The sequence below is a fragment of the Mycoplasmopsis agalactiae genome, from assembly GCF_000089865.1.
GTDB lineage: Bacteria > Bacillota_I > Bacilli_A > Mycoplasmatales > Metamycoplasmataceae > Mycoplasmopsis > Mycoplasmopsis agalactiae_B.
Genome location: NC_013948.1, coordinates 400,542 through 413,544, shown reverse-complemented (window position 1 = coordinate 413,544; position 13,003 = coordinate 400,542). Strand labels below are relative to the sequence as shown.

Genomic DNA, 13,003 nt, shown 5'->3' with positions numbered 1-13,003 from the left:
ATGAAATATATAAATGTTGATATTTCTCATGCTTTAGATCTAAGCGAGATAAATAAATATCAAGAACAGGTAGCTAAAATACATAGTGATATAATTGCCCAAAAGGTCAGTGAAAAAGAGTGATTGGGCTGAATTCACTTACCAAATAATACAAATAATTTGAAAATGAAAAAGATGAATGATATTGCTAGTGTATGAAAAAAACAAAAAGTAAGCACACTAGTTGTTATTGGTATAGGAGGCTCATATTTAGGTTCTAAAGCTGCTTATGATTATGTTTTTGATAAATACAAAATGACTGACCCAGATATTGAATTAATTTTTGCAGGCAATTCATTAAGCAGTGAGCAGTTAGTTGCACAACTTAAGTATGTTGAAAATAAAAAGTTTGCTATCAATGTTATTTCCAAAAGTGGTACAACAATCGAGCCATCAATTGCCTTTAGAGAATTTAGAAAGCTTTTAGAGTTTCAAGTGGGAGCACAGTATGCAAAGGATTATATTGTTGCAACAACCGATTCTGAAAAAGGGGTTTTATATGAGCTTGCTAAAGCTAAAAATTATGAAACTTTAATAATTCCTAATAATGTAGGCGGTCGCTTTAGTGTGCTTACTCCTGTTGGACTATTTCCATTAATTTGTGCAGGTGTTAATGTTGAAAAATTACTTAATGGTGCAACTGATGCAAATAATGATTGCAATAATTTAAATCTAAATGAAAATCAAGCATATAAATATGCAGTTGCTAGACATGTATTAAGCAAAAAATATGACATAGAATTAATGTGTTCATATGAGCCAAAATTATCATTTTTCATCGAATGATGAAAACAATTGTTTGCTGAAAGTGAAGGCAAGGATAACAAAGGATTATGAGTTACTGGTTCGACTTTTAGCACTGATTTACACTCGATTGGGCAAATTATTCAAGATGGTAAAAAGATATTATTTGAGACAATTTTAGTCTCAAAAGAACCTTTATATGATATTTTGCTTTCTAAAGAAAAAAATGACGATGATAAGCTTAATTATTTAGATGGTAAAAGCGTACATAAAGTAAATTTATCAGCTTTTAAAGGTACGCTAGAAGCTCATTCGAAAACTGCCTTGGTACCTAATATTGTTATTGAAATTGCAAAGTTAGATGAATATGCACTCGGATACTTATTCCAATTTTTTATGAGAGCACTAGCAATTAGTGCCTATTTACTAGGAGTAAATCCATTTGATCAGCCAGGAGTTGAAATATATAAATCTAATATGTTTAAAATTTTAAATAAGGAAGATAAATAAGTATGCCTGAATTGCCAGAAGTTAAGACAGTAGTTAAAGCACTTAAAAGTAATATTTTAAATTCAACTATTACTAATGTTATTGTCAAGCTCGATAAGTTAATTAAAAATGCTACTCCTAATGAGTTTAAAAACTACTTGTTAAATGAAAAAATACTTGATGTTTACAATGTTGGTAAAAACATTATTTACAAGCTTTCAAATAATAAAAATTTAGTAAGTCACTTGCGGATGACGGGCAAATATTTTACTGATATCAGCATAAATAAAACAAGAAAACATGACTATATTATTTTTGAACTAGATAACCAAATGTTCCTGTTTTATAATGATTCTCGTCAATTTGGAACTTTTCATATTAAAAATGATAATGAGCTATTTTCATCTAAACCTCTTGATAAATTAGGCAAAGAAGTTGACAAAATTGATCCTAAAAATTTATATGAATCGGTTAGAAACAAAAGTATTCCTATTAAATCATTTTTACTAGATCAAAGCTATATTTTAGGCATAGGAAATATTTATGCTAATGAAATATTATTTTTATCAAAGATAAGTCCATGAACTAAAACTAATAAAATACCTTATGAAAAGTTTAAAGAAATGTTAAGCAACACTAAAATAATTTTAGATAAAGCAACTGAGCTAGGCGGCTCAACTATTGTTGATTTTTCGGGCCTTAATGGTGCTGAAGGCCAGTTCCAAAATCATTTACAAGTGCATATGCGCACAAACATGCCTTGTAATAAGTGCAATGCATTAATACAACAAGAATTTATTGCACAAAGAATGACTTATTATTGCCCTATTTGTCAAAAGGAAAATTATGAGCAAGAAAAATAAAAATAGTGCTATTTACTATGACAATAATGACTTCTCAAACATAGTTGATTTGCACGGATTTACAATTCCAGAAGCACTTACACAAGTGCAACTATCATTAGCTAATGCCTATGAAGATGATTTTTATTATGACTATATTACTATAATAACAGGCAAAGGGCAAGGTGCACTGATGGCAAATATTGAAGAGTATTTACGCGATTCTAATTATGATTATGAAATATCATTTGATGGTGCATCAATAAAGGTGTATTTGTAAAAATAAATTATTGCTTTCTTTTTGGGTTAAAAAAATATTTCCCCTTTATAATATTTCAATTATAAGTAAATGTAAAAGGAGTTAATTATGCAAAAAACAATTTATTTAGCTGGTGGATGTTTTTGAGGTGTAGAAGCCTATTTTAAAAGGGTAAAAGGTGTTTTAGATACACAAGTTGGATATGCAAATGGCAAAGATGAAAATGCAACATATACTAACTTAAAAAATTCATTGCATGCTGAAACTGTTAAGGTAGTTTATGATTCTGAAATTACTTCAGTAGAAGAATTAGTATTGCATTTATTCAAAATTATTGATCCTACTTCATTAAACAAGCAAGGTAATGATATTGGAGTTCAATATAGAACAGGTGTTTACTACCAAGATGTTAATGACTATTTAACAATTGAAAAACTATTTAGCTACTTAAAAAAACAATACAATGAATTTCATGTTGAATTAAAAGTTTTAAACCACTTTGTTGATGCTGAAGCATATCATCAAGATTACTTAACCAAAAACCCTACAGGATACTGCCATGTTAACTTAAATACAGATTATTCATTAACTAAAGATGATTATCAAATTATTAAGCAAGTTAGAAACGAATTAAAACTTAGCCAGCTTAGCTATGATATTCTTAAAAACTCTGCAACTGAAAGACCGCATACATCAGTTTTAAATAATGAATACCGTCGTGGAATATATGTTGAAAAAATCACTGGCGAACCACTTTTTTCATCAAGCACAAAATTTAACTCTGGCTGTGGATGACCAAGCTTTTCAGAACCAATTTTCAAAGACACTGTGAAGTATTTAGATGATACATCACACAATATGTTCAGAATCGAAGTAAGATCAGGTCAAGGCGACCATCACTTAGGCCATGTATTTAATGATGGTCCAAAAGATATGGGCGGTAAAAGATACTGCATTAATGGTGCTGCAATTGATTTTATTCCATATGAAGAAATGGATGAAAAAGGCTACTCAGAATTTAAAAAGTTTGTTAAATAATTAATTTTTGTATTTAATAAACCAAATTAAAAATAAATAATGAAAAAGAAATTTTTTCCTTTTATATTAATAGGGGGATTATCATTTGCATCATTGCTTAGTGCATCTAAATGTATTGATTCGCCTAATAAGACTATAAAACAGGAAAATAAAGCAAATAGTGAATTGATTGATAAAGTCAATTCATTATTTCAATTATTAGATTCATCTAGTCAGAAAATTAACGATGAGAGCCATGAAGCATTAAATTTAAAAAGCAAAATAAATGAATATATTCAAAATTTAAAATCATTTGACCTTAATATTTTAAGCACTGATCAACTAAATAATTACATTAACTCTTTGCAGTCATTATTGACTGAAGCTAATAGTTTTTTAAATAAAAACAAAAATGAAAGTAATGATAAATTAGATTCTGAAAGAGATACAGTTGAAGTCGACGAAATGCCTTTAAACCCTATAGATAAGATTCCAATGGAAACTGAAGTTCCTGCAATACCTGCATTGCCTAATTTTCCTTTTGGCTTGTTTAACAATGCAAATAAGCACAAATATCCTGAGCATGCATCTAAATTTAAGACAGTTGATTCAAAGATTCTATACAAAGAGTTGTATGACAGAACTTTTTCACTTAAATACTTAACAAAACTTTCAAATGGAGATCTTTTAAGTGATGGCACCGGTACTGCTTGATTACTTGATTATCATAAATATACAAATTCAGGCAACAAATACAAGCTATTTCTTGGTACTAATTTGCATGTTTTAGCTAGATTCAGCAACTCATTAGAAAAAGAGCAGCAAGAGAAATTAAACTATTATGACCCTACTAATGATAAAGCAGTTGCTGTTGCACTAGGCAAGAGCTCAAATGTTACTAATTTTGACCAGAAACCTAATAAAACAGGCCCAAATGGTACATCTGCTGCTTCTTATTTTACTAATAGCCAAGAGTTTATAAACTATGAAAAATTGAGTAGTATCAATTCAACTACACAAACAAACGCTATCTCAGAACCAAAATTAGTTTTTGCTGCCGTTGATTTTATGAATGATGAAGCAATTAAAAATATTCAAAGTGGGCTTAATGAATCAGCTTCACAATACAAGCAGTATAGAGTAAGTTCTAATGACATTCAGCACTATAAATCAGCCTGAGACGACTTTGATAGTAAAAATAAAGTGCCTATTACAGTTGATTTTGCTGTCTTTGAAGTTGATATTGATTTAGAAAAAGCTGATGAAACTTTTAAAAATTGAGTTAATGATGCTATTAAAGGTTTAGATAACTATATTGATAGATTAGAAAAAACCGAAATATTGCCAAATCAAGACAAAAATGTTTCTAAGTATATGCAAACAACTGATTATGTATCAGCTTCATATGATAAAAGCAATCAAAATAACTTATGAAATGCTAAAGATATTTATATAGCAGGTTATCCTAATCAAAATAATACTGCTAAATGAATGCAAAATAATCCTAGTGAGAGATATTCAGATTCAGTATCTTCATATAATAGTGGTTTAAAAAATAAAGACACTTTTGCTTTTGCAACAGGCAGCATTGAGGAAAAAGTTGGCGTTGCCTCAAATGCAATTATCAATGATAATTATTGAAATAGAGTAATGGCTAGCTGATATGGTTTTCAATATGGCATTAACTTTTCATCCCTATATTATGGCGCTTCTGGCTCATTAGCTTACAATGAATTTGGGCAAATGGTGGGAATTTATAACTCCGTAACAGCTAGTGTTGACTATGGTGATTTATTAAAATCAGGTGGCATAGCGCCCTTTTTACAATCTAGCGATATCCAAGCTGCAAATAATACAATTTATGCTTACAATTTAATTGACGGAAGCAATAAGTCAGTTTACAAAAATCAAAAGAACTCATTTAGAGAAAATCTAAAATTCCTTTATCCAAATGGTTTTTCAGATGGATCTAAACAAACTAAATTATTTAATGACTATTCTGGGGAAAAATAACGATTTTTCCCTATTTTTTACTCTTTTTTATAACTTTTTAGATAGCAAACATATTAATAAAATATCTAATTACTTTATAATGTAATAATTAAAAAATATGATTTTGTTACTGGGGGAATATGCTGAAATTACTTTCTAAATTTCCACTAAAAGTCAAGCTTATGGCTCTTTTTGCTGTTATATTAAGCACACTACATCCTTTTTTAAGCATATTAATCCCCACAGTCACAAGGCAGTTGATAACTTACTTAGCTAATAGCAACATTAATAGTGAAGTAAGTGTTTATATTTTTAAATCTTCATGAATAATTGGCTCATTTTCCTATGCAAACGCTTTGTGGGTAATTGTTGGAATTTCTTTTGCGCTAGCTTTTATATTAGTAATAATTTCTTATGCCTCTAACTTTTTAGCTGCTCAAGCTAAAAATTTAGGTGTGTATTACACTAGGAAATTATTATTTGAACACTTGCTCACTTTATCACATAAAAATATTGAAACTATAACACCAGCAACTTTATTAACTCGCTTTAGTAATGATGTACAAAAATTAGAAGATGGTTTTTATATTATTTTTAGAAACATTTTTGTTTTTCCATTTTACACAGTTTGAGGCTTAATTTTTGCTTTGCTAACTAATTTATACTTATCAATTTCAATTGTTTTTGTTGTCCCTTTTATTGTTACACTTGCAGTTGTAGCTATTATTAAGTTATTCCCTTTATATAGAAAAGAAAATATAATGCTTGATGCAGTTAATGAAGTAATTAAAGAAGATTTTAATAATATTTCCTTAATTAAGTCATATAACTTAGAGCAAAGACAATTTTTGCGTTTTGATGAAGCTAATAAAAATTTAGAAAAAGTTTCTAGAAAAGCAAATACATATGGCGCAATTAACTGACCTTCTATTGACTTATTTATTCTGCTTGGTAATGTTGTAATTTTTTCAATTGTAGCAGTGATTATTAACAAAAATGATAATACTGACATTAAGTCATTAGTTGGTGATATTTACCAATTTATTACATATATGCAGCTTATTTCATTTGGAATATTTTCATCACTTTTTATGACAAACAGGCTTATAAGAAGCAATATTTCTGCTAAAAGAATTCTGGAAATATTAAAGTTGAAAAGCGAAATTACATCTAAAAATAGTACTCATGCACAATCAATTTGCGGCAAAATTGAGTTCAAAAATGTCAATTTTGCTTATGATAAAGCCTTAGTTTTAAAAGATGTTTCATTTGTCATAGAACCCTATGAAACAGTGGGAATCATCGGAAAAACAGGTAGTGGAAAGAGTACTTTAGTTCGTCTTTTAACTCGTGAATATAAAATTAATAAAAATAGTGGTGAAATATTAATAGATAACAAAAATATTTATGACATTGACCAGCAAGATTTTTACAAAAATGTTTCAGTTGTATTTCAAAAACCATTATTGCTAAGTGGCACTATTAAATCAAATGTGATGCTTGGTGCTAATTTAGAAAATGAATCGAATTTAAATAATGCTTTATTGAATTCTAAAGCGGACTTTGTATTTAAACTTGATGATTCAGTTGAGCATAAGGTTTACCAAAGAGGCAAAAACTTTAGTGGTGGACAAAGACAAAGATTAGCAATTGCACAGGCATTAATTAAAAGTCCAAAAATTCTTATTTTGGATGATGCAACAAGTGCATTGGATAACCAAACTGATAAATTAGTTAGGGAAAATTTAGGGAAAATTTCTAATAATACAACCATAATAATCTCTCAAAGAGTTAGTTCAATAAAAGATTGCGACAAAATAATTGTTATGGATAATGGTAGTGTTTCTGCAATTGGAAAGCATAATGATTTATTAAATACTAACGCAACATATAGAAGTATTTATGAAAGCCAGGAGAAAGAGGTGCAAAATGTCTAAAAGTGCTGTTAAACAGGCAAATAAGCCAAAATCTCCTAACTCTTTCAGGCTTTTTATAAAGCTATTTAAAGATTATTCAGGTAATAGCTTAATTTTATGGATGCCTATATTTTTAGGGCTTTTATTAGCTGGATTTATTACGGGCGGTGTGTGGCTTTTAGGATATATAATTGACCACTTTTTTAAAATAGATTTATTCGATCCTGCGTCATTTAATACTTCCCAATTTGCCTGATTTATAGTACTTTTAGCTTTTGTTTATTTACTGCAAAAATTAGTTTTAATTACACAATATTTAATAGTTAACAGAGCCAGTGTAAAAATAGGTTCTCGTATTAGAGTAAATATTTATAAAAAGCTTCAAATAATGTCATTAAGTTATTTCGAGAATGAAAAAACAGGTGACTTGATGTCAACTGTTACTAATGATATTCAAAATGTTGTGCAGTCTATGATTGATGTTATAAGCAACATTATTACAGTCTCATTTACCTTATTAATTACTTTTGGTATTCTAATTTCATACTCATTTATAACTGCTTTCATTGCTTTAATTATTATTCCAATTAACTTTATTCCAGTATTAATAATTATTATTAAAAACCAAAAATATTTCGTTTCCAAACAACAAAATTTAGGCAATTTTAATGCTTATTTAGAAGAAATAATTGACGCACTTCCTATAATAAGAATAAATAATAAGCAAGAAGCTGTTGCAAAAGACTTTGACAAAATCAACAAAGTTTTACTGAAAACTAGCACAGCTATTTCGGTAAGAATTGCCTGGTTATATCCTTGATTTTACTTTAGTAAAATACTTAATTTATTAGTAATTGTCGGGCTAACTGTTTTATTGAAAAATAATTGATTATCAATGCCTGGTAGAGACAATATAACTAGTGGCGCAATATTATCAATTTCAATTTATGTTTTTACAATTAGTGATAAATTAGGTGAAATTTTAGAAATTGTTTCGAACTTACAATTAGGTTTAGGATCTGTTGTGCGTGTTAAAAAATTACTTGACTTAATGCCTTCAGTTGATGAATCAAAATTGCCAAACCTAAAAAATGGTGATGGTACAATTGAATTTAAAAATGTATGATTTGCTTATCCATCTAATCCTGATAAATATGTTTTAAAAGATATTTCATTCAAAATAGAGCCAACAAAAACATTAGCGCTAGTTGGCCACACAGGCTGTGGCAAAAGCACAATTGCAAAACTGCTTTCTAAATTATATGTTCCAACTAAAGGTGATATTTTAATTAATGGCCAATCAATTTTTGACACAAATGAAAAAAGCTGAAGAAATAATATTGATGTTATTCAGCAAGAAACATATTTATTTAAAGACACAATCAAAAATAATTTAACTTGTGTTAGACCTGAAATTTCGGATGAACAGTTAATAAATATTTCTAAGCAAGTGGGGCTTGATGAATTTATTCAAAAATTCCCAAAAGCCTATGAAACAGAGCTAAAAGACAATGGATCAGTTTTAAGCGTTGGCCAAAAACAACTTATAGCTATCACTAGATCAATGATAAGCAGCAAAACAATTTCTATTTTAGATGAAGCAACTAGTGATATTGATACAATCACTGAAATTAAGATTAAAAAAGCTATTTCAGTTTTAAGTAAAAATAAAACGCTTTTAATAATTGCCCATAGACTAAGTACTATAAAGAATGCCGACAATATTTTAATGCTTGAAAATGGCGAAATAAAAGAACAAGGCACACATAGCCAGCTAATGTCTAAAAAAGGCCTATACCAAAAAATGTACATTAGTGGAATTGAAGAATAAAAAATCAAGGAGTTGCCTTGATTTTTTAATATGGTGCCCGAGACAGGACTTGAACCTGCATGAGTTGCCTCACTAGATCCTTAGTCTAGCGTGTCTGCCAATTTCACCACTCGGGCAAAAATGCATAATTAATTATATAGAGAAAATAATTAAATATGCAAAATAATCATTATTTAGGTGAAATAAAAGGTAATAAGTCAGTTGTGCCTAGTCAATCAAGTAAACAAATTACGCCAAATGCTATTACGCCAAGAGTTATAAGAGCTAAAATTACATAGCCAACAATTCTGCCAACTGATTTTTGTTTTTTAGATTTTGGCATTGCAGTTGACATTTGCATTGATGAATCTGTTGATGTGCTTTTTGCTTCTTCTGAAATCATAATAGATTCTTTATTATCACTAGCTTTTGTTTCTTCAGTCATTTTGCTGCTTGTCATAACTTCTTTTTCTGCAGCTTCATTTTTAGCTTCGGGCATAACTTCTTTTTCAGAAACTACTTCAGTTTTCTTAACACTCATAGTGTTTTCTTTAACACTAGCACTAGGTTCAATAATTATTGTATTAGTTACTGATAAATCATCTAATTCTTTTGCAGCTTCAGAACGAGAATGTCTGTCAAGATCAGATAAGCCAGCTAACTCAATTTGCTTCATTTTGACTTTTGCATCAGCATTTAGATACTCTTCTTTATCTCTTTTCTTGATTTCATATCTTGATTCAAAATATGTTTTAGGATCTGCACTATATGAGAATTTTAAATGTTTAATGTATTCATCAATTTCTGCATCAGTATTTAGTTTGTAAAACTTAAGTGGGTCAATTTCAAATTCATCACATAAAGAAATGTATGTTTCATTAGCATCTAAACCTGATGATTGAGGTATCATAATAAATTTATTGTTGTAGTCTGGATCTTTGATATATGCAATTTGTCCAACTTGTTCATTTTTTTCATTTAACAACAAAATTAGTGTTTCAAGTTTAAAACTTATGTATCAAAATACAGCATCTTTTCTACTTTTGAATTGGCCAATTATTTCTTCTTTTTTAGGATGTTTTAAAACTCAAGGAAATTCTGTTCCAGCGTTATAAAATATTGCAACTCTCTTCATATAGTACTCCTTATTTTTAAACTTTATCAATTATATAGAAAATACTAATCTTTTGTACAATTTGCCTATAAAACAATGAAATAATGAAAATTGAGTGCTGAAAATAATTTCAAAATTTGCTAAAAATTTGTTACATTTAAAACGTTAAATTGACTCCATTTTTAATTGAATTTCTTTCATAATTACAATTTCTAATTTATAATTTTTTAATATTAAGATAAAAAATTAATGCTAAATATAAACTAAAACTAAAATAAAAATAATTTTTGGGTTAGTTTATTAATAAAGCATTTGTACAAAAACATCTATTTTATAGGCCTGTAAGTATTAAGGAGAGTCAAGATGATTAATGTAAATACTTTTAAACCTGGAATTACTTTTGAAGATGATGGTGATATTTTTGTTGTTTTGGAAGCTCAACACTCAAAACAAGGTAGAGGTCAAGCCAATGTTAAGGCCAAGGTAAAAAACCTAAGAACTGGCAGCACAGTTATTAAATCATACACTGGTGGTGTAATGGTTTCGCGTGCACACATTGATAAAAGACCAATGAGCTACTTATATTCTGATGGTGAAAATATTATTTTAATGGACACTGAAACATATGAGCAAGTTGAAATTCCAGTTTCACATGTTGAATGAGAACTTAATTTCCTTAAAGAAGGAATGATTGTAAAAATTAGAAAATATAAAGAAGAAATTCTTGACATTGAATTAGATGCTAATGTTGTGTTAGAAGTTACTGAAGCTCCAGATGCTGTTAAAGGCAACACAGCAAATAATCCACAAAAGAAAGTTAAGTTAGAAACAGGTTTTGAACTAGAAACTCCAATGTTTATTAGTGAAGGCGAAAAAATCATTGTTTCAACCGAAACAGGCAAATACGTTGGAAGGGCAAATAAGTAATGAATTTTCTTTCAACTTCTTTTGGAACTAATGAAAGAGTTTCTATTACTGAAAAAGCTCTTTTAAGCCTTATAGATAATGCTGTTGCAGAAATTAAAGGAATTAAATTAGCTAATATTCCTAGAATAACATTTCTTGCAGATCAATCAAATGCCACTTTTATTATTGATGTTAAAGTTAAAAGAGGCTATTTGCTCAAAAATACTATTGAAGGACTAAGAGAAGAAATAACCAAGAATTTTGAAACTCTTTTAAATTTTAAGCCACATAATATTCGAATTTGTTTTGTAGAGTTTTATTAATTAAAGCGCCTAAATTAGGTGCTTTTTTAAAATAAATAAAAGCCACAAAGTAACTTTTGTGGCTATAAAATAAGCGTTTTGGACAACTAACTAAATGATACTAATATTCCGTATGTTATACCAAAAGTAATTAAAACTGTTATAAAATCAATTACTAAGTTGAGCAAAATAACTGATGCAGTTGAAGGGTCTTTTTTGGCTTTAATTAGTAAAATTGGTAATAATGAACCAAATAATGATGAAAGAATAATTGATATAAATAAAGCAACTGAAGTTCCAATTATAAGTGCCAAATATTTAAATTTTTCATTTGACAATAATTCTTTAGTAGCAGCAAAATATGCGCTTAATCTTGCAATATTAACTACTGCTAATACTAATGCAAGCACGGTGGCTGCTAATAATTCTTTTAAAACTACTTTTGTAAAGTCTTTTTTGTCAATTTCATCTAAAGCAATAGCACGGGAAATACTAATATTAGACTGCAAGCCCATATTTTTAACACTGTTATTAAGCACAGGGATAATAGCAGCAAAAGCTACTGTTAGTGATGTTGCAAATGAAGCACTATTAGCAGCTTTTTGTGTAATGTATGTTGAATGCAGTGCTCAGTGGATAATAATTTGGGTAATAGTTGAAAAAATTAGTAATAATGAAAGCCATAAAATACGTGATTGAGCAATCTTATATCAAGGCATTTTCATGTAATCATTTTCAATAACCTTGTTGCTGATTCCAGCTATTTTATAGAGGTCTTCGGTAACTTCATCTTGAATTACATCAATAACATCATCGCTAGTTATCATACCTATTAGTCTTTTTTCATGGTTAACAACAGGTAAAACTGACATATCCTGCTCACTAAATACTTTAGCTGCGTTTTCTTTCTTTTCGCTAGTGTGCACAAATGCTACAGGTGAGTAAATGTCTTCAATTTTTTCACTTGGTTCAGCAAAAGTGATTTCTTCTAAAGTAAGCACACCTAATAATTTATTTGTTTCACTTACAACAAAATAATAGTGAACTAATTCTTTTTGATTTTTCTTGTAATCCCTACGTATTTTATTAAGTGCTTGTTCACAAGTATATGAGCTAGGTAAGCTAGAAATGTCAATGCTCATAATGCTTCCGACTTCATCATCATTGTAGCTTAAGAGCTTGTTTAATTCATTTCTTTTTTCGGCGCTTGTGTAAGCTAAAACTTTACTTGCAACATTAGAAGGCAATTCATCTAAAACGTCAACTAATTCATCAGACTGAAGCTCTTGTAATAGTTTCATTCCTCAGTCTTCAGTAAAGCTTTTAGCTAATTCAACCTGTACATCTTCATCTAAATAACTATAAATTGAGGCAGCTGATGAAGTTGTTAGTAAACGTAAAAATATCAATTGTTCATTTAATTCTAATGATTCTAATGATGATGCAATATCTGCATCTGGATATGTTTCAACTATTTCTCTAGCGCCATTAACATTAAGCGTTGCTATTACTTTTTTTAATTCGTCAGTTCCAACCTCGAGGGGGGATTCATATATCTGATCTTCAGTCATTT

General features: G+C 29.0%; 11 protein-coding genes, 1 tRNA gene and 1 pseudogene. 10 read left to right on the top strand and 3 right to left on the bottom strand.

Annotation, left to right across the window (positions count from 1 at the left end; translation table 4 throughout):
* From MAGA_RS01775 to MAGA_RS01745, 8 genes and pseudogenes are all read left to right on the top strand, one after another.
* Positions 1 to 1,293, top strand: coding sequence for a glucose-6-phosphate isomerase (locus tag MAGA_RS01775; RefSeq protein ID WP_013021983.1), 1,293 nt, complete (start codon positions 1 to 3; stop codon positions 1,291 to 1,293).
* 2 nt (positions 1,294 to 1,295) lie between these two features.
* Complete coding sequence (mutM, locus tag MAGA_RS01770; protein WP_013021982.1) at positions 1,296 to 2,135, top strand: DNA-formamidopyrimidine glycosylase; 840 nt, start codon at positions 1,296 to 1,298, stop codon at positions 2,133 to 2,135.
* The gene (locus MAGA_RS01765; protein ID WP_013021981.1) at positions 2,119 to 2,394 is read left to right on the top strand and encodes a Smr/MutS family protein; all 276 of its coding nucleotides are present in this window, start codon (positions 2,119 to 2,121) and stop codon (positions 2,392 to 2,394) included. Before mutM ends, MAGA_RS01765 begins: the two co-directional genes overlap by 17 nt.
* Before the next feature lie 87 nt (positions 2,395 to 2,481).
* Positions 2,482 to 2,922, top strand: a pseudogene (gene msrA / locus MAGA_RS04910) (peptide-methionine (S)-S-oxide reductase MsrA); the annotation flags it as partial.
* 57 nt (positions 2,923 to 2,979) lie between these two features.
* Positions 2,980 to 3,411 carry a peptide-methionine (R)-S-oxide reductase MsrB gene (gene msrB, locus MAGA_RS04905; protein ID WP_408634297.1) on the top strand — a complete coding sequence of 144 codons (432 nt, stop codon included), beginning with the start codon at positions 2,980 to 2,982 and terminating at the stop codon, positions 3,409 to 3,411.
* A 39-nt stretch (positions 3,412 to 3,450) separates the two neighbouring features.
* Positions 3,451 to 5,403, top strand: a complete 1,953-nt coding sequence (locus MAGA_RS01755; RefSeq protein WP_013021979.1) for an MIP family Ig-specific serine endopeptidase — start codon at positions 3,451 to 3,453, stop codon at positions 5,401 to 5,403.
* A 119-nt stretch (positions 5,404 to 5,522) separates the two neighbouring features.
* Positions 5,523 to 7,319, top strand: coding sequence for an ABC transporter ATP-binding protein (locus MAGA_RS01750; RefSeq protein ID WP_013021978.1), 1,797 nt, complete (start codon positions 5,523 to 5,525; stop codon positions 7,317 to 7,319).
* A complete protein-coding gene (locus MAGA_RS01745) occupies positions 7,312 to 9,129 on the top strand; it encodes an ABC transporter ATP-binding protein (RefSeq protein ID WP_013021977.1) in 1,818 nt (605 codons plus the stop codon). Before MAGA_RS01750 ends, MAGA_RS01745 begins: the two co-directional genes overlap by 8 nt.
* Before the next feature lie 31 nt (positions 9,130 to 9,160).
* Here MAGA_RS01745 and MAGA_RS01740 read toward each other — a convergent pair.
* A tRNA-Leu gene (locus tag MAGA_RS01740) sits at positions 9,161 to 9,245 on the bottom strand.
* A 53-nt stretch (positions 9,246 to 9,298) separates the two neighbouring features.
* Positions 9,299 to 10,243 (bottom strand): MAG3090 family protein, encoded by a 945-nt coding sequence (locus MAGA_RS01735; RefSeq protein WP_013021976.1) that lies wholly within the window; start codon positions 10,241 to 10,243, stop codon positions 9,299 to 9,301.
* Between the two features lie 342 nt (positions 10,244 to 10,585).
* On the opposite strand from MAGA_RS01735, the gene efp reads away from it, so the two are divergent.
* Positions 10,586 to 11,149, top strand: a complete 564-nt coding sequence (efp, locus tag MAGA_RS01730; protein ID WP_004024464.1) for an elongation factor P — start codon at positions 10,586 to 10,588, stop codon at positions 11,147 to 11,149.
* On the top strand, positions 11,149 to 11,451 hold the full coding sequence (locus MAGA_RS01725; RefSeq protein ID WP_013021975.1) for an MMB_0454 family protein: 303 nt from the start codon (positions 11,149 to 11,151) through the stop codon (positions 11,449 to 11,451). Before efp ends, MAGA_RS01725 begins: the two co-directional genes overlap by 1 nt.
* A gap of 86 nt (positions 11,452 to 11,537) precedes the next feature.
* Here MAGA_RS01725 and mgtE read toward each other — a convergent pair whose 3' ends face one another.
* The gene (gene mgtE / locus MAGA_RS01720) at positions 11,538 to 13,001 is read right to left on the bottom strand and encodes a magnesium transporter (RefSeq protein WP_013021974.1); all 1,464 of its coding nucleotides are present in this window, start codon (positions 12,999 to 13,001) and stop codon (positions 11,538 to 11,540) included.
* Positions 13,002 to 13,003: the final 2 nt, after the last annotated feature.